Below are 16,985 nucleotides of genomic sequence, written 5' to 3' on the forward strand. Positions count from 1 at the left end.
GTGCTGGTGACACGGCCGCAGCCGGACGCGCAGGCCACCGCCACGCGGCTGCACGAGGCGGGGCACGGGGCGGTGGTTGATCCGATGCTGACGGTGGAACCGCTGCCCGAGGCGCGTCTGCCCGCCGGCGCCTTTGACGCGGTCACGCTGACCAGCGTCAATGGCGCCCGGCTGCTGGGCGCCCGCCCGGAACTGCCGGCGCTCGCGGGCCTGCCGCTCTATGCCGTCGGCCGGCGCACGGCGGCGGCGGCCCCGGCTGCCTTTACCGAGGTGCATGTGGCGGGCGGCGACGGGGCGGCGCTGGGCGCGTTGCTGCGTGAGCGCCTGCCGGCCGGAGCGCGGCTGCTCTATATCGCCGGCGAGGAGCGGGCGGTGGACATCGGCGCGGTGCTGGCGGATGCCGGCATTTCCACCGAACTTTTCGTGATCTACCGCACCGTGCCCGCGCAGGCCCTGGCGCCGTCGACGGTGGAGGCGGTGCGGGCGGGGCGGATCGACGCGGCCTTCCATTTTTCGCCGCGGACGGCGGCGACGCTGGCGGGGCGGGCGGAAGCGGCGGGGCTGGCGACGCATTTCCGCCATGTCGAGCATCTGTGCTTCTCCGCCAATGTGGCGAAGCCGCTGGCGGCGATGGGCTGGCCGACCCGGATCGCGCGCGAGCCGACCGAGGACGGGCTGTTCGATCTCATCGGCCGGTAAACCATCGCAGTCTCCCGAGGTTGCGGCGCGGGGGCGGGCGGTCTATCCCGGAACCAGGGGCCAGCCCGGCGCTTTATCAAGGCGGAGGTAAGGACGTGGCGACAGACGATCCCAATAAGAGCGCGACCGACAAGCCGGAGGCGGGGGCCAAGCCCGCGCGCCGCAAGCCGCCGACGCTCGACCTTTCCGCGCGCGACGTGACGCCCGAGGGCGAGACGGTTTCCGACGACGCGGCCACGGCGCCGGTGCCGGCGGATGAGGCCGCTTCCGCTGCCGCGCCGGACACGTCGACCCAAACCCCGACCGGTTCCGACGCACCCGCCGCTGGCGAGGTGCCGGTGCTCGACGCTGCGGCGACGCCCACCGATGCCAAGGAACCGGCGTCGACTGATGCGCCCGTTGACGCGCGGCCGGACCCGCTTGAGCCGGTGCATCCCGTGCCGCCGCCGGCCGCGCCGGCGCCGAAGCGCCAGCTGGGCGTGTTCGGCACGCTCCTCATTGCGCTGATTTCCGGCGTGATCGGCGCTGCTTTCGCCGTCGCCGTCGTTTCCGCCTTTTCCAGCGCCGAGCAGAATGTCGAGGCGATCACCGAGCTGGAAGCGCGCGCGCTCGATCTGCGCCAGCGGCTGGAAATGCTGGAGTCGCGCAATGGCGACACACCGGCGCCCGGGCTCGCCGCCCCCGCTGAACTGGCCACAAGGCTCGATGCGCTGGAAAGCGGGCTCGGCGCGCTCGGCTCCAAGGTCGACGCCCTGCCGGCCACCGCCCCCGCCGCGCCGGCGGCCTCGCCCGAGGATGTCGCGGCGGTGAAGGGCCAGGTCGAGGCGCTGGAACAGCGGGTGAATACGCTTCCGGCGCCCGCTCCGGCCGCCACCCCGGCCGCGCTCGACGCCACCAATGCCCGCCTTGCGGCGCTGGAGGAAAAGCTCGGCGCCGCCACTGCCGCTCAGCGCAGCAGCGGCCAGGGCGCGGCGCAGATCGTCGTGCTCGGCACGCTGCGCGAGGCGGTGATCGCCGGTCGTCCCTTCGCCACCGAACTGAAGGCGGCGCAGCCGCTGCTCGGCGATCAGGCCGCGCCGCTGGCGGCGCTGCAGCCTGCCGCCGCCACCGGCTATGCCACGGATGCGGCGCTCGCCGCGCAGCTGCGCGCCGCCACCGCGCCGAAGGCCGAGATTGCGCCGGCCGCTGCGACGGAGGAGGGCGTCGTCGGTACGCTGCTGAAGGGGGCGCAGAAGCTCGTCACCATCCGCCGCTCCGATGAAGCCGCCGCCTCGGCCGATCTCGCCAAGGCGGAAGCCGCGCTGGCGCGTGGCGATGCGGAGGGCGCGCGCACCGCCATTGCCACGCTGCCGGAAGCCGAGCGCAACGCGGCCCAGCCCATGCTCGCCGCGCTCGACGCCCGGCAGGCGGCGCTCACCACCCTCGCCGACCTTCATCGGCGGGCGCTCGCCACTCTCGCGGGAGCAAGCCAGTGATCCGGCTCGTCGTCTATCTCCTCGTTCTTTCCGCGGTGGCGTTCGGCATCGCCTGGCTGGCGGACCGGCCCGGCGCGGTGGTGATCGACTGGCAGGGCTGGCAGATCGAGACCAGCATTCTGGTCGCGGCCAGCGCCCTCCTGGCGCTGCTGGCGGCGACGATCCTGCTGTGGACGCTGCTGCGGCTGATCGTCCGCTCGCCCGACAGCATCGCGCATTCCTGGCGCAGCCGGCGGCGCAATCGCGGCTGGTCGGCTGTGACGCGCGGTCTTGTCGCGGTGGGTTCGGGCGACGCGGTAGGCGCGCGCCGGGCGGCCAATGATGCGCAGCGCCTCCTGGGCGAGGAACCGCTCGCCAAGCTGCTCGCCGCGCAGGCGGCGCAGCTTTCCGGCGATGCTGCCGGGGCCGAGGCGGTGTTCCGCTCGATGACCGAAGCGCCCGGCACGCGGCTGCTCGGCCTGCGCGGCCTGCATGTGGAAGCGCGCCGGCGCGGCGACCAGGGCGCGGCGCTGCAGGCGGCGGAAGAAGCCGCCCGGCACGAGCCCGGCCTCGCCTGGGCTGCGGATGCGGTGATCGAGGCGCGCTGCCTCAATGGCGATTTCGCCGGGGCGCTGGCCATGCTGGAGCGTGAGGCGGCGCATGGCGCGCTCGACCGCGCCACCCATCGACGTCGCCGCGCGGTGCTGCTCGCCGCGCAGGCGCAGGCGCTCGAACTGTCCGACCCCGCCAGCGCGCGGGAAAAGGCGCAGGAAGCCGCGCGCCTCGCCCCGACGCTGGTGCCGGCGGCCGAAATCGCCGGCCGTCTGCTCGGCGCCTCCGGCGATGTGCGCAAGGCGGCCAAGATCATCGAGGCGGCCTATGCCGCCACGCCGCATCCGGACCTCGCCGACGCCTATCTGCATCTGCGGCCCGGCGATGCCTCGCGTGAGCGGCTGAAGCGGGTACGCACGCTCACCGCGTACCAGCCGGCGCATCCGGAAAGCGCCATGGCACTCGCCCGCGCCGCGCTCGACGCGCAGGACTATGAGGTCGCGCGCACCGCGCTGGCGCCGCTGCTGGTGGCGCCGACGCAGCGCACCTGCCTGCTGATGGCCGAGCTTGAGGCGGGCGAGCATGGCGATGTCGGCAAGGCCCGCGAATGGACCGCCCGCGCCGTGCGCGCCCAGCGCGACCCGGCCTGGGTGGCCGATGGCGTGGTGGCGGAAGCCTGGGGGCCGGTCTCGCCGGTTACCGGCCGGCTCGACGCCTATGAGTGGAAGCTGCCGCCGGGCCTCGCCACGACGCCGATGCTGGAGAATGAAGCGGAGCGGGTGAAGCTCGCCATCGCCGCCGCCATCGAGAGCCGCCCGCTGGCCGAGCCAGCCGGGCCTGTGGTCGACCTGTCGGCCGACGGCGCCACCGCTAGCCTGGCGCCGGAGGCGGAAGGTAAAGCGGATGTCGCGGCGTCCCCGGCCCCGGCGCCGGTCAAACCCGTCGCCGCGAAAGCGACGGGGGACAATGCGGTGAAGGCCTCGCCCGTGGTCGCCATGCCGCATCTGCCGGACGATCCCGGCCCCGGCGGGTCCTTTGCCGATGAGCAGGGCGGCGCCCGCCCGCCCTATCCCGTCTGAGGCGCAGCCGGCGCATCGCGCCGGCGTCGCGCACCACAACAAAAAAGCGCGCCTTGCGGGCGCGCTTCCTGTCTTCATTCGAAGAGAACCGGTCAGAGGCCAGCCGCTCGTCAAGCGGCCGGAGGGTAAAAGTGCGGTCGGAGTACATCCGTCCTGACCGCTCTCCATCCGGCGAGGCGATGACGAGGCGCCAACTTGCCGGAAGCCCTGTTCTGACCGGGTTGATGCCTATATGGGGCGCTCCTTCCGGCTTTCAAGGGGCCGGAGACCAAGCCATCTCATGGATGTCCGCCGGCCGAGCGGAGCCGTGTAGGGCTGCGGCGGTCCCGATTCCGGCTCTTCGCATCGCTGCGGCCGGGGTGACGGTGTGCCATGGCGCGGTCTGCGACCGCGCCCTACCGCTCAATGCACCCGGCGGGTGGAGAGCGGGGTCGCCGTCGGCCGGCCGGCCGGAGCGGCGGGTTTCGGCGCGGCCTTCGGGGCCTGCGCGAAGGCGGCGGCACTGCGGCCCTTGGTCTCCTTGGCGCCCCCGCGCGCGCCCTGCTCGCTGAACAGTTCCGCCAGCTTTTCGGTCATCGCGCCGCCCAACTCCTCGGCGTCGACGATGGTGACGGCGCGCTTGTAATAGCGCGTCACGTCATGGCCGATGCCGATGGCGATCAGCTCCACCGGGGACTTGTCCTCGATCTGCTGGATCATCCAGCGCAGATGCCGCTCGAGATAATTGCCGGGGTTCACCGAGAGGGTGGAATCGTCCACCGGCGCGCCGTCGGAGATCATCATCAGGATGCGGCGCGATTCATTGCGCGCCAGCAGGCGGTTATGCGCCCATTCCAGCGCCTCGCCGTCAATGTTCTCCTTCAGCAGCCCCTCGCGCATCATCAGGCCGAGATTGCGCCGGGCGCGGCGCCAGGGCGCGTCGGCGGACTTGTAGATGATGTGGCGCAGGTCGTTCAGCCGGCCGGGCGCGCCCGGCTTGCCGGCGGAAAGCCACGCCTCGCGCGCCTGCCCGCCCTTCCAGGCCTTGGTGGTGAAGCCCAGAATCTCCACCTTCACCCCGCAGCGCTCCAGCGTGCGGGCGAGAATATCGGCGCAAGCGGCGGCGACGGTGATCGGGCGCCCGCGCATCGACCCGGAATTGTCGAGCAGCAGCGTCACAACGGTGTCGCGGAAGTCGGTGTCGCGCTCGCGTTTGAAGGAGAGCGGCTGCATCGGGTCGAGAATGATGCGGTGCAGGCGCGCCGGGTCGAGCATGCCCTCTTCGAGATCGAACTCCCAGCCGCGGCTCTGCTGCGCCATCAGCCGGCGCTGCAGCCGGTTGGCGAGGCGGGCGACGATGCCGGAGAGATGCACGAGCTGCTTGTCGAGATGGGCGCGCAGCCGGGTTAGTTCCTCCGCGTCGCACAGCTCGTCGGCGTTCACCGTCTCGTCGAAGCGCGGGGTGAAGGGATGGTATTCCGGCGGGCGCGGCTCGGCCGGCACCGCGTTCTCCGGCTTCCACGGTTCGGACGCGTCGTCGGATTCGCCGAGCTCGGCGTCGTCGGACAGTTCGGAATTCGGCTGGTCCTGCTGCTCCTCGGACTCCTCCGGATTCTGGTCGGAGGACAGATCGGTATCGACCTCGGTCTGGCCCTCGGCGTTCTCGTCTTCCTCGCTGTCGCTGCCTTTGCCGTTGTCGTCGTCGCGGCTGTCGTCGGTCTCGGTGGAGGGGTCGTTATTCTCGTCGAAGGGGGCGATGTCCTCGCCCATGCCGAGCGAAGACAGCAGGTCGCGCATCGCCTCGGCGAAGCGGGCCTGGTTCTCGGCGGCGCCGGCCAGCTCATCGAGGGCGGCGGAACCGTGCTCCTCGATGAAGCCGCGCCAGAGATTGACCATTTCGCGCGCGGCGGCGGGCGGTGCCATGCCGGTCATGCGCTCGCGCAGGATGAGCGAGAGCGCGTGCTCCAGCGGCGCGTCCGAGCGGTCGGCGAGATTGGCGAAATTGGCCTTCTGGTAGCGGTCTTCCAGCATGGCGGAGAGGTTCAGAGCGACGCCGTCCATGCGCAGGGCGCCGACGGATTCGCAGCGCGTCTGCTCGGCCGCCTCGAAAGCGGCACGGGCCTGCTCGCCCATCGGCACCAGGCGCTGGTGGATCTTCGGGTCGTGGCAGGCCATGCGCAGCGCCATGGAATCGGCATGGCCGCGCATGATGGCGGCGTCGTGCTTCGACATGCGGCGCGCCGGCTCCGGCAGCCGGGCGCGGCCGTCGGCATAGCCGGGCTTTTCCGCGCCGAAGGTCACGTCGATCTCGCGATTGCCCGCAATGGCGCGCAGGCAGCCGGTGACGGCGCGCTTGAGCGGCTCGGTCGGTGCTTCCTTGGGCGGCGTGCGGGTGGTGCGGTTCGACGTGGACATGGGCTTGCCTTGGAGGTTGGCATCACGGCTCCCCGAGGGGAGGGCGCCCCGAAAGGCCGGGGCGGTGCCCCTCTCCCCGGCGGGGAGAGGGCGCGTGTCGCTCAGGACAGGACGACGTTGACCGCGGATTCGGTCAGTTCCTTGCCGAAGCAGCGCTGGTAGAACTCCGCCACCAGCGGGCGCTCCAGCTCGTCGCACTTGTTGAGGAAGGTCACGCGGAAGGAGAAGGCGAGATCCTGGAAGATCTCGGCATTCTCGCCCCATGTGATGACGGTGCGCGGGCTCATCACGGTCGACAGGTCGCCATTGATGAAGGCCTGGCGGGTGAGGTCGGCGAGGCGCACCATGCGCGCGGCGATGTCGCGGCCTTCCGGCGTCTGCAGGTTCTTGGCCTTGGAGACGACGATGTCGACTTCCTTGTCATGCGCCAGATAGTTCAGCGTGGTGACGATGGACCAGCGGTCCATCTGCGCCTGGTTGATCTGCTGCGTGCCGTGATAGAGGCCGGTGGTGTCGCCGAGGCCGATCGTGTTGGCGGTGGCGAACAGGCGGAACGCGCCGTGCGGGCGGATGACGCGGTTCTGGTCGAGCAGCGTCAGGCGGCCGGCGGATTCCAGCACGCGCTGGATGACGAACATGACGTCCGGGCGGCCGGCGTCGTACTCGTCGAACACCAGCGCGACATTGTTCTGGTAGGCCCAGGGCAGGATGCCGTCGCGGAACTCGGTGACCTGAAGGCCTTCCTTCACCACGATGGCGTCCTTGCCGATCAGGTCGATACGGCTGATATGGCTGTCGAGGTTCACGCGCACGCAGGGCCAGTTGAGCCGGGCGGCGACCTGCTCGATATGGCTCGATTTGCCGGTGCCGTGATAGCCGGTAACCATCACCCGGCGGTTATGGGCGAAGCCGGCGAGGATGGCGAGCGTGGTCGGGCGGTCGAACAGATAGTCCGGGTCGATCTCCGGGACATAGGCGTCCGGTTCGGCATAGGCCGGCACTTCGAGATCAACGTCGATGCCGAACACCTGACGAACAGAGACCTTCATGTCCGGCAGCGCGGGCGCTTGCGTGAGCGGGGCGGTCATTCTTCCTCCGTTGCCGCGCATGCGCGCGGGCTGGTCTGGCACGCGCTTCCCTAGCAGAAGCCCGCGTTCTTGAGATGATTATAGGACTGGATCACGTCGCGCAGACGGTCCTCGGTTGAAATATCGCCGCCATTGGCGTCGGGATGGTATTTCTTAACCAGCACCTTGAAGCGGGCCTTGATCTCCTCCGGCGTGGCGGAAATTTCCACGCCGAGGGATTCGAAGGCGCGGCGCTCGGCGTTGCGGATCATCCGGCTTTCGCGCGGGGCCTCCGGCTCCGGTCGCGCCCGGCCGCCGACCTCGCCGAACATGCCGAAGGGATCGCCAATATTCTCCGTCGCGTGGCGCTTGGCGTGCTCGGCTGCCCGCGCCGCGCCGCCCTTGGAACCCATCTTCCAGGTCGGGCGATGGCCTGTGGCGGCGTCCTTCTGATAGGCGGCGACGGCGTCGTCGCCCATGCCGGCGAAATAATTATACGACTGGTTGTAGGCGCGGGTGTGCTCGAAGCAGAAGCGCCAGAACTGCCCTTCCATCTGCCGGCCCTTGGGCGCCCGGTGAGTCGCGGCATTGCAGCAGCCCTCCCATTCACAGGTAGGGCCTTCCGCCTTCAGGCGGCGATCACGGTCGGGCTTCACCCGGATGCGATCGAAGAGGGGGGAGTCGAGCTTCATGGTCCGACGATTATGCTGTTGCTGGAGCAGGTATACAAGAAACCGCGGGTTCGTCACCGCCCCCGCCGCATCATTCCGGGGCGGCAGGGGCCCCACGACGCAGCGGGAACGATGCGACCCCGCGCCTTATACGGTGCAGAACCGCCAAGTGTGCGCCGCGATTGCGGTGCAATCGGGTCGGCAGATGCCGCGCCGGGCTGTTGACGCGGCTAGGCGGCGGGCGTACCGCATCGGGCATGAGCACGCCCGTTCCCCCGCTGCCGACCGACGATGCGATCTCCCAGAGGCTGGCCCGCGTGCGGGCGGCGCTGGCCGAACTCTCGCCCAGCGTTCTCGAACTCGAGGATGAGAGTCATCGGCATGAAGGTCATGGCGGTCATCGTCCCGGTCAGCTCACGCATCTTCGCGTGCGGATTGTCGCGCAGGCCTTTGCCGGCCAGAGCCGGCTGGCGCGGCATCGTCTGGTGAACGGCCTGCTGGCGGACGAACTGGCGCGTGGCCTGCACGCCCTCGCCATCGAGGCCAAGGCGCCGGGCGAGTAGCGGCCGGATCATCGCGCCGGAGAGGAAAGCTTCGCCGATATGGGGAGCCGGCGACGTTTTTCCAGAGCGGCGTAAGGTCTGTCTCCGATGGCGCTTCCCTAACGTTTTCGGCAGAGCGTGGCGCCTATGGGCGCCGTCTCTGCGTTCATTTTCTTGATTTCCCATTTGTCTCTTCCATATGCCCAATGGAGCCGAGGTCGTATCCACCGCCTGCACTGTAGATCGGTCGGGTACGGCCTCCGGCTTCGCAAAATGTTTCGGTGTATGGAGGAGATATTCATGTCGATTGCGGGTCGTGCCGAGCGCAGCCTGATCAGCCGCGACGAATATGAGGTCGTTCGCCTCACTCATCATCCTGAACTCTATGACGTATCCGACGACGATCTCCTGTCGACCCGCAAGCGTCTGCGCGACCTGCACGCAAAGGAACGTACCCTTGCCTGGGAGAAGCGGCGCATCTCACGCGGCAAGGCGGAACCGCGCGGCGGCAGCTTTCCCGGCACGCATGAACGGCCGAGCCGCCGCAAGCAGGTGTTCGCGGCGGCGGTGAAGCGTCTCAACCGCGAGATCGAGCGCCGGGCCGAGTTCGCCGCCCGTCCGAGCCAGGCCGAGATCGCCAAAAAGGCGCAGGCGATGCGCCGGGAGAATTTCGTCAGCACGCCTCCCGGCGCGGCGCGGGCGGATGAGGGCATGGAGGTTATCGCGAGCCGACGCCGGCGCACCTCCGTTCATCCCGGGAAGGTCGGCCGCGTGTCGCAACGCACCAAGGCCGCGCAGGCGAAGAGAGACGCCAAGCGAGGCGCACAGGGCTGATCCGCGATCCCGCTCGGCGGCGGAGGGATTACCCCTGCGCCCGCCGCAGCGCGGAGACGCGCAGAAGGGTGATGCGGTTGCGCTGCTTGCGCATCACCTGAAAGCGGAAGCCGTGGAACATGAAGGCCTGCCCCGGCTCGGGGATGATGCGGGCCTCGTGGATGACGAGGCCGGCGATGGTGGTCGCCTCCTCGTCCGGCAGGTGCCAGCCCATGGCGCGGTTGAGATCGCGGATCGGCACCGAGCCCTCGACGCTGACCGAGCCGTCCGGGTTGCGGCGGGCGCCGGTGAAGGCGCGGTCATGCTCGTCGGAGATGTCGCCGACGATCTCCTCCAGAATGTCCTCCAGGGTCACCAGACCCATCACCTCGCCATACTCATCGACCACGAGGGCGAAATGCTGCTTGCGGCGCCGGAACGCCTTCAGCTGGTCCGGCAGCGAGGTCACATCGGGCACGAACCACGGCGCGCGGGCGATCTTCTCGATGTCGAGCTTTGACGTGTCGTTGCCGAGCGCCATCAACTCGCGCAGCAGGTCCTTGGCGTGCAGCACGCCGATGATGTTGTCCGGGCGCTCGCGCCACAGCGGCAGGCGCGTATGCGGGGAGGCCAGCACCTCCTGCACGATCCGCTCCGGCGGCGTGTCGGCGTTGAGGCTCGCCATCTTGGTGCGGTGGACCATGATGTCGGAGACTTCCAGCTCGCCGAGATCGAGCAGGCCGCCGAGCATGTCGCGCTCGTCCTTCACCACGCTGCCCTCGCGGTGCAGCAGGTCGACCGCGCCGCGCAGTTCCTCCGAGGCGGAGAGCACGTTGGTGGTGGCCCCCAGCGGCACGCCCACGGCGCGCAGAAGCGCGCGCACCAGTGCTTCGATGGCCAGGGTGAGCGGGCCGAACAGGCCGACGATGAAGCGGATCGGCCCGGCCACCAGCAGCGACACACGGTCGGGATGGTTGATGGCGATGGTCTTGGGCAGCACCTCGGAGAAGATGACGACGACGACGGTCATGCCCACCGTCGCATAGGCGATGCCGGCCGAGCCAAACCAGGCCAGCAGCACCCCTGTGGCCAGCGAGGAAGCGCCGATGTTGACGAGGTTGTTGCCGAGCAGGATGCCGCCGATGAGCCGCTCGCGCTGCGCCATCATCCGGTTGACCAGCGCGGCGCGGGCGTCGCCGTTCTTCTCAAGCGCGTGCATGCGCGCCTTGGAGGAGGCCGTCAGTGCGGTCTCGCTGCCGGAGAAGAAGAAGGACAGCAGGAGGCAGAGGACGACGGCGCCGAGGGCCATCCAGTCATAAAGGGTCATGCGCCCTTCTTAGCGGCCCCGGCGCTCCTCCTCAAGGAAGCCGCGCAATTGCGCGGGATCAACATCCCGAGCAATGTAGCTCTGGCCGATGCCGCGCGCGAGGATGAAGGTAAGCGCGCCGCGCGAGACCTTCTTGTCCTGCGCGATCAGGTCCATCAGCCCGTCCGTGTCGGGCAGGGCGCCGGGAATGTCGGCGATGCGCGTCGGCAGCCCGACCGTGCGCAGATGCGTCTCCACCCGCTCGGCATCCGCAGCAGCGCACAGGCCCTGCGCGGCGGAAAAGCGGAAGGCCTGCGCCATCCCCACCGCCACCGCCTCGCCATGCAGCAGGCGCTGCGAGAAGCCGGCGCCCGCCTCCAGCGCATGGCCGAAGGTGTGGCCGAGATTGAGCAAAGCGCGGTCGCCCGTCTCCTTCTCGTCGCGACTGACCACGGCGGCCTTGGAGGCGCAGCTGGTGGCGATGGCCTCGATGCGCTCCGCCCCGCCGCGGAACACCGCTTCCCAGCGGCGCTCCAGCCAGCCGAAGAACGGGGCGTTGTCGATCAGCCCGTATTTCGCCACCTCGGCATAGCCGGAACGGAACTCCCGCAGCGGCAGCGTGTCGAGCGCACCCGTGTCGGCGAGCACGAGAATCGGCTGGTGGAAGGCGCCGACCAGATTCTTGCCGTGGCGCGAATTGATGCCAGTCTTGCCGCCGACCGAAGAGTCCACCTGCGCTAGCAGGCTGGTGGGCGCCTGGACGAAATCGACGCCACGGCGCAGTGCCGCCGCCGCGAAGCCGGCGAGATCGCCGACCACGCCGCCGCCCAGCGCCAGCACGAGGTCGCGCCGCTCGATGCGGGCGGCGAGCAGCGCGTCCACCACCTGCTCGAACACGGCGAAGCATTTGGACTTCTCGCCGGGCTCGACGAGGATCGGGGTTGGGGTCAGGCCGGCCTCGCGCAGCGAGGCCTCGACCACGCCGAGATGGCGGTCGGCAACGTTGCGGTCGGTGACGATGCCGACCCGCGCGCCCGGTCGCAGCGCGGCGATGCGCGCGCCGGCTTCCGCCAGAAGGCCCGGGCCGATGACGATGTCATAGGAGCGCTCGCCGAGCCCGACGTTGAGCTGGGTGCGGTCGGCGGCCAAGGGGGTGGCTTGCTTGTTCACGTCTCGTCTCCCGATCCCGGCGCGGCGAGATGGCCGATCAGGGCCTCGATCACCGTGTCGACCATCACTTCCTGCGGCACGTCATGCGACACGACGGTGAGGTCTGCCCCCGCATAGACGGGGTAGCGCTGGTCGATCAGCCGGGCCAGCGTGCCTTCCGGGTCGTTCTTCAGCAGAGGCCGGTCGTCGCGCCGGCGCACGCGGCGCAGCAGCACGTCAAGCTCGGCCTTCAGCCAGACGCAGATGCCGTTGGCGGCGATGGCGGCGCGGGTGTCGGCATTCATATAGGCGCCGCCGCCGGTGGCGAGCACCATCGGCCCGGCTTCCAGCAGGCGGGCGATCACCTTTTTCTCGCCGTCGCGGAAGGCCGGCTCGCCGCGCAGGGCGAAAATCTCCGGAATGGTCATCCCCGCCGCCTGCTCGATCTCGGTATCGGCATCGGCGAAGGGCAAAGCGAGGCGGCGGGCGAGGCGCTTGCCGACCGAGGACTTGCCGGCGCCCATCATGCCGACGAGCACGACGGAGCGCGCACCCAGAAGCGTGCGCAGCCGTTCCGCCTTCTCGTCCTGTTCGGGTTCCGCCGTCATCGCCCTGCGCTCGCTCGCTCAAGCGCGGACTATCATCAGCGCGGAGGTGACGCAATGCGAGCGCCGCCCGTGCGCGCGTGTGGCGGCGCTGTAACGCTCCGTTCAGACAGAGATGGCAGGGTGAGCAAGATACCGCCGGCTTCCACCGGCGCGCCGAACGGCCTTAGGATCGGCGGAACCCCTTTCGAATCGTGCAGGGCCTGCTCAACCATGCCGAGCCTCATTCGCCTTCTCGTCATTCTCGGCATCCTCGGCGGCATCGGCTATGGCACGCTGTGGGCGTTCGCCACGCTGGTCAAGCCGCAGATGCGCGAGATGAGCATCGTGGTGCCGCCCGACCGGTTCGCCAAATGAGCCCGCGCGGGGCGCAGCTGTTTCTCGACATGATGGCCGCCGAACGAGGCGCGGGAGCGAACACGCTCAGCGCCTATCAGCGCGACCTGGAAGACTATGAAGGGTTCCTGGCGACGCAGGGCCGCGATGTCGCCGGCGCCACCACCGCCGATCTGCGTGGGTGGCTTGCTGCGCTCTCCGCCCGCGGCCTCGCCAGCGCCAGCGTGGCGCGCAAGCTCTCCGCCGTGCGCCAGTTCCACCGCTTTCTCTATGCCGAGGGCCATCGCGGCGACGATCCCGCCGCCGTGCTCGAAGGCCCCCGCCGCAGCCGGCCGCTGCCTAAGGTGCTGTCGCAGGAGGAGGTGAGCCGTCTCATCGCCACCGCCCATGAGCGGGCCGGCGAAGCGGTGGCGAGCTTTGCTGAAGCCGCGCGGCGGGCGCGCACCGCGTGTTTCGTGGAACTTCTCTACGCGACGGGTCTGCGTGTGTCCGAACTTGCGGCCCTGCCGGCTTCGGCGGCGAATGCGCGCGGCGACGCCATCATCGTGCGCGGCAAGGGCAACAAGGAGCGGCTGGTCCCGCTCGGCCCGCCGGCGCATGCCGCCATGTCCGCCTATCGTGCGGCACTGGACAGGGTCGCGGCGGAGCGGGCGGAACGGGCCGGGCGGAAGGTTCAGGCCGAACGCGGTCGCTGGCTTTTTCCCTCCGGCGCGGCGAGCGGGCACATCACCCGCCAGCAGGTGGCGCTGGACCTTAAAGACCTCGCTGTAGCCGCCGGGCTCGATCCGGCGCGGCTGTCGCCGCATGTGCTGCGCCACGCCTTCGCCAGCCATCTCCTGGCGCATGGGGCGGAACTGCGGATCGTGCAGACGCTGCTCGGCCACAGCGACATTTCGACGACGCAGATCTATACCCATGTGCTGGACGAGCGGCTGAAAAGCCTGGTGCGCGACCTGCATCCGCTCAGTGAGGGCAGCGGCGATTGAGCGCAGATGCGCGCCTGCCTTGACGTCGCCACCCTCTCGGGGCAGCTTCCGCCCGATTTCGCGGGCCGTCCTTCCGGGTGGCCCCCCTTTCCCGTGAGCCGGTTCAATCATTTCCAATGCGCAGCTACCTCGATTTTGAGAAGCCCGTGGCCGAACTCGAGGCCAAGCTGGAAGAATTGCGCGCCATGGCGGCGCAGGGCGACGCGGTCGCCATTGGCGACGATATCGCGCGGCTGGAAGGCAAGGCGCGCGATGCGCTGCTCCAGCTCTACGCGAATCTCTCCCCCTCGCAGAAGACGCAGGTGGCGCGCCATCCGCTGCGCCCGCACTTCTCCGATTACGCCTCGGCGCTGTTCGAGGAGTTCGACCCGCTGGCCGGCGACCGCAAGTTCGGCGACGACCACGCCATTCTCGGCGGCCTGGCCCGCTTTCGCGGCCGCGCCGTCTGCCTGATCGGGCAGGAGAAGGGCTCCAGCACCGAAACCCGCATCAAGCACAATTTCGGCATGGCGCGGCCCGAGGGCTACCGCAAGGCGGTGCGGCTGATGGAACTGGCCGACCGCTTCTCGCTGCCTGTCATTTCGCTGGTCGATACCGCCGGCGCCTTTCCCGGCCTCGACGCCGAGGAGCGCGGCCAGGCCGAGGCCATCGCCCGCTCGACCGATGCCTGCCTGTCGCTCGGCGTGCCCAATGTCGCCGTCATCATCGGCGAGGGCGGCTCCGGGGGCGCCATCGCCATCGCCACCGCCAACCGGGTGCTGATGCTGGAGCATTCGATCTACAGCGTGATCTCGCCGGAAGGGGCGGCCTCGATCCTCTGGCGCGACACCGCCAAGGCGCAGGAAGCGGCGATGAACATGAAGATCACCGCGCAGGACCTGCTGCGCTTCCATGTCATCGATTCCGTGATTCCCGAGCCCCCCGGCGGCGCCCACCGCGACCCCGAGGCGGCGATGCGCGCCACGGGCGACGCTATCGAGGCCGCGCTCGGCGAACTGGACGGAATGGAGCCGGCGGCGCTGCGCAAGGCCCGTCGCGAGAAGTTCCTGGCCATCGGCCGCAACCTCTGAGCGGACGCGGGCGTGCCGACGCGATCGGCTCGCCGGCGGCCGGCCTCGCCGGGCTGTGATCGACCGTCATGCGCGGTGGGATTGCGCCGGCCCCGGACGCGGTATAACGCTTGGCGCGGGCGCCTTGTGCGCTGCGGTTTCGGGGAGATACCGGGGTTGAGGTTTCAGGCCATTTCGAGCCTCTCGCGTCAAGCACGTGACCGGAGACTCGGTGCGCGCTGGCGCGCGGCCCTGTTGGCGGGCTGCACCGCGCTGGCGCTGGCCGGCTGCAATGGCGGCGACGGTTCCTCGCCCATGTCGAAGGCGAGCAAGAGCCTCTCCCCGCAGACGCTGGCGTTGATCGACCAGAAGGGCATGACCAAGTCGAGCCCGATCGTGGTGCGGATCTTCAAGGAAGAATCCGAGCTCGAGGTCTGGAAGGAAACCACCAGCGGCGAGTATGCGCTGCTGAAGACCTACCCGATCTGCCGCTGGTCCGGCGAATTGGGGCCGAAGGTGCGGGAAGGCGACCGGCAGGCGCCGGAGGGCTTCTACGCCATCACCCCCGGCCAGATGAACCCCAATTCCAGCTATTACCTTGCCTTCGACCTCGGCTTTCCCAATGCCTATGACCGCGCCTGGGGCCGCTCCGGCAGCAATCTGATGGTGCATGGCGACTGCTCCTCGCGCGGCTGCTACGCCATGACCGACGAGCAGGTGCAGGAGATTTTCGCGCTCGGGCGCGAGAGCTTCTATGGCGGGCAGCGCTCCTTCCAGGTGCAGGCCTATCCGTTCCGCATGACCACGGACAATCTGGTCCGCCACCGCAACAACCCGAACCTCGCCTTCTGGAAGATGCTGAAGGAAGGCAGCGACGTGTTCGAGATCACCAAGGCGCCGCCGAAGGTGGATTATTGCGGCAAGCGCTACGTATTCAACGCCACGCCGGTCGACCCCAACCAGAAACTTCAGGCGAGCCTGCCTTGCCCGGACTACACGATGCCGGAAGGGCTGGAGGAAGAAGTCGCCGCCCGGCAGAAGGACGTCAGCACCAAGATCGCCAGCGCCGGCGCGCTGCAGCCCGTCGCCCCGGTCAAGACCGGCAAGGATGGCGGCATGCACAAGGTGTTCCTCGCCAAGCTGGAAAACCCCGAATTGCCCGCGCCGGGTTCGCTGCCGCCGGTGGTGAAGCCACCGGGAAGCGACTATGGCGTCTCCACCACCGAGCCCGCGCCGGCGGAGAGCATCGCGCTCGCCACCGCCGACACGGTGACCGAAGCTGCCGCCGTTCCGCTGCCGGCGCCGCGTCCGGACGATGCGCCGGGCGGGCCGCGCATCGCTGTTGCCGCTGCGCCTAGCACGGGCGGGTTCTTCGACAATCTGTTCGGCGGCCTGACCTCCGCACAGACGGCCTCCGCGCCCCCGGCCGTGGCTGCGGCGCCCTCCACTTCGGCGCCGACCCCGCCGCAGGCCGGCGGCGCGCCGTCTGCCGCCGCCGACGCTCAAGCCCGGCCCCCGGAACGCGCGCCGCTGCCGCAGCTGGCCGCGCTCGATGCCGGCAGCAATGGCGGCTTTCTCGACAGCCTGAAGAACCTCTTCGGCGGCAGCGCGCCGCCGGCGGAGGCGGTTCCGGCGGCCGAGCCGATCGCCGACGTGCCGGTTCCCCCGGTGCGCCCGCCCGTGCCGCGCCAAGCGACAGCGGCGCCCGCACCGCAGGCTGCAACGCGCGCGAACCCGCCGGCACCTGCCGCCGCCGCTGCGGCTCCTTCGGTGGTGTCGTCCGGCTCGGCGACGACGCCCGGTACGGTTCAGACCCTGCCGGGTGCTGCTGGCATTCTGGCGCCGGGTAGCTTCTCAGCGGTTCAGTAAGGTCCCAAGGGCTTCAGGCGAGCGGGGTGCTGTGGGCGCTTGCGACCCGCCAACCCGAAACCTCACGCCGCCAGACGCGGGTGAAGCGCAGCCTTGCCTCGAAAGGCGCCCCGCCCGCCGTCCCAGTGGCATCGGCGCGCAACACGGCGAGCGCCAGCCCGGGCGCGAGGTGGCTTAGCCGATAATCGGAAAAGGTCAGCCGCTCCAGCCGGAAGGCGCCGGTGCGGTGCAGGTCGAGATCGTCCTCTTTGCTCAGCACATGGCCGAACTGGTTGACGAACACCAGATCGTCGGCCAGCAGCGCGTCGAGCGCGGCGACATCGCCCGCGAGAGCGGCGTCGCGCAGGCGCTGCTCGGCGGCGGCGACGCGGTGCAGGTCGTCATTGAGATCGCCCTGCCCCCCGTCACCCATCG

General features: G+C 69.9%; 16 protein-coding genes. 9 read left to right on the forward strand and 7 right to left on the reverse strand.

Annotated elements, in window-relative coordinates; genetic code table 11:
• Nucleotides 1–6: 6 nt before the first annotated feature.
• The 3 genes from ACP2AH_RS07475 to ACP2AH_RS07485 all read left to right on the forward strand — a co-directional run bounded on the left by ACP2AH_RS07475 (nucleotide 7) and on the right by ACP2AH_RS07485 (nucleotide 3,784).
• Entirely contained in the window at nucleotides 7–699 is a 693-nt protein-coding gene (locus ACP2AH_RS07475) for a uroporphyrinogen-III synthase (protein WP_425105221.1), read from the forward strand.
• Between the two features lie 95 nt (nucleotides 700–794).
• Nucleotides 795–2,174 carry a COG4223 family protein gene (locus ACP2AH_RS07480; RefSeq protein WP_425105222.1) on the forward strand — a complete coding sequence of 460 codons (1,380 nt, stop codon included), beginning with the start codon at nucleotides 795–797 and terminating at the stop codon, nucleotides 2,172–2,174.
• Nucleotides 2,171–3,784 (forward strand): heme biosynthesis protein HemY, encoded by a 1,614-nt coding sequence (locus ACP2AH_RS07485; protein ID WP_425105223.1) that lies wholly within the window; start codon nucleotides 2,171–2,173, stop codon nucleotides 3,782–3,784. The genes ACP2AH_RS07480 and ACP2AH_RS07485 overlap by 4 nt, the downstream gene beginning before the upstream one ends.
• A 402-nt stretch (nucleotides 3,785–4,186) precedes the next feature.
• On the opposite strand, the gene cobT is transcribed toward ACP2AH_RS07485, so the two are convergent.
• The 3 genes from cobT to ACP2AH_RS07500 all read right to left on the reverse strand — a co-directional run bounded on the left by cobT (nucleotide 4,187) and on the right by ACP2AH_RS07500 (nucleotide 7,937).
• A complete protein-coding gene (cobT, locus tag ACP2AH_RS07490) occupies nucleotides 4,187–6,178 on the reverse strand; it encodes a cobaltochelatase subunit CobT (RefSeq protein WP_425105224.1) in 1,992 nt (663 codons plus the stop codon).
• A 101-nt stretch (nucleotides 6,179–6,279) separates the two neighbouring features.
• Nucleotides 6,280–7,266 (reverse strand): cobaltochelatase subunit CobS, encoded by a 987-nt coding sequence (gene cobS / locus ACP2AH_RS07495; protein ID WP_425105225.1) that lies wholly within the window; start codon nucleotides 7,264–7,266, stop codon nucleotides 6,280–6,282.
• Nucleotides 7,267–7,316: 50 nt separating this feature from the next.
• Complete coding sequence (locus ACP2AH_RS07500; RefSeq protein ID WP_421699882.1) at nucleotides 7,317–7,937, reverse strand: J domain-containing protein; 621 nt, start codon at nucleotides 7,935–7,937, stop codon at nucleotides 7,317–7,319.
• 236 nt (nucleotides 7,938–8,173) lie between these two features.
• Here ACP2AH_RS07500 and ACP2AH_RS07505 point away from each other — a divergent pair, with 236 nt between their 5' ends.
• Both ACP2AH_RS07505 and ACP2AH_RS07510 read left to right on the forward strand, forming a co-directional pair.
• Entirely contained in the window at nucleotides 8,174–8,479 is a 306-nt protein-coding gene (locus ACP2AH_RS07505) for a BolA family protein (RefSeq protein ID WP_244375111.1), read from the forward strand.
• Between the two features lie 126 nt (nucleotides 8,480–8,605).
• Entirely contained in the window at nucleotides 8,606–9,292 is a 687-nt protein-coding gene (locus ACP2AH_RS07510; protein ID WP_425105226.1) for a hypothetical protein, read from the forward strand.
• A 28-nt stretch (nucleotides 9,293–9,320) separates the two neighbouring features.
• Here the strand turns inward: ACP2AH_RS07510 and ACP2AH_RS07515 are convergent, their stop codons facing one another.
• Genes ACP2AH_RS07515 through ACP2AH_RS07525 form a run of 3 tightly spaced genes read right to left on the reverse strand, consistent with a single transcriptional unit; the run spans nucleotide 9,321 to nucleotide 12,334 of the window.
• Nucleotides 9,321–10,598: an HlyC/CorC family transporter gene (locus tag ACP2AH_RS07515; RefSeq protein ID WP_425105227.1), complete on the reverse strand. Its 1,278-nt coding sequence runs from the start codon at nucleotides 10,596–10,598 to the stop codon at nucleotides 9,321–9,323.
• Between the two features lie 9 nt (nucleotides 10,599–10,607).
• Nucleotides 10,608–11,747 (reverse strand): 3-dehydroquinate synthase, encoded by a 1,140-nt coding sequence (gene aroB, locus ACP2AH_RS07520; RefSeq protein ID WP_425105228.1) that lies wholly within the window; start codon nucleotides 11,745–11,747, stop codon nucleotides 10,608–10,610.
• The gene (locus tag ACP2AH_RS07525) at nucleotides 11,744–12,334 is read right to left on the reverse strand and encodes a shikimate kinase (RefSeq protein WP_421699887.1); all 591 of its coding nucleotides are present in this window, start codon (nucleotides 12,332–12,334) and stop codon (nucleotides 11,744–11,746) included. The genes aroB and ACP2AH_RS07525 overlap by 4 nt, the downstream gene beginning before the upstream one ends.
• Before the next feature lie 210 nt (nucleotides 12,335–12,544).
• On the opposite strand from ACP2AH_RS07525, the gene ACP2AH_RS07530 reads away from it, so the two are divergent.
• The 4 genes from ACP2AH_RS07530 to ACP2AH_RS07545 all read left to right on the forward strand — a co-directional run bounded on the left by ACP2AH_RS07530 (nucleotide 12,545) and on the right by ACP2AH_RS07545 (nucleotide 16,571).
• Nucleotides 12,545–12,688 carry a hypothetical protein gene (locus tag ACP2AH_RS07530; protein WP_018387451.1) on the forward strand — a complete coding sequence of 48 codons (144 nt, stop codon included), beginning with the start codon at nucleotides 12,545–12,547 and terminating at the stop codon, nucleotides 12,686–12,688.
• Nucleotides 12,685–13,653: a site-specific tyrosine recombinase XerD gene (locus ACP2AH_RS07535; protein ID WP_425105229.1), complete on the forward strand. Its 969-nt coding sequence runs from the start codon at nucleotides 12,685–12,687 to the stop codon at nucleotides 13,651–13,653. The genes ACP2AH_RS07530 and ACP2AH_RS07535 overlap by 4 nt, the downstream gene beginning before the upstream one ends.
• A 116-nt stretch (nucleotides 13,654–13,769) precedes the next feature.
• A complete protein-coding gene (locus ACP2AH_RS07540) occupies nucleotides 13,770–14,723 on the forward strand; it encodes an acetyl-CoA carboxylase carboxyltransferase subunit alpha (protein WP_421699890.1) in 954 nt (317 codons plus the stop codon).
• Nucleotides 14,724–14,957: 234 nt separating this feature from the next.
• Nucleotides 14,958–16,571 carry a L,D-transpeptidase family protein gene (locus tag ACP2AH_RS07545; protein WP_425105230.1) on the forward strand — a complete coding sequence of 538 codons (1,614 nt, stop codon included), beginning with the start codon at nucleotides 14,958–14,960 and terminating at the stop codon, nucleotides 16,569–16,571.
• A 13-nt stretch (nucleotides 16,572–16,584) separates the two neighbouring features.
• Here ACP2AH_RS07545 and ACP2AH_RS07550 read toward each other — a convergent pair whose 3' ends face one another.
• Entirely contained in the window at nucleotides 16,585–16,983 is a 399-nt protein-coding gene (locus ACP2AH_RS07550; protein ID WP_425105231.1) for a nuclear transport factor 2 family protein, read from the reverse strand.
• Nucleotides 16,984–16,985: the final 2 nt, after the last annotated feature.

The sequence above is a fragment of the Ancylobacter sp. genome (assembly GCF_965249975.1).
GTDB lineage: Bacteria > Pseudomonadota > Alphaproteobacteria > Rhizobiales > Xanthobacteraceae > Ancylobacter.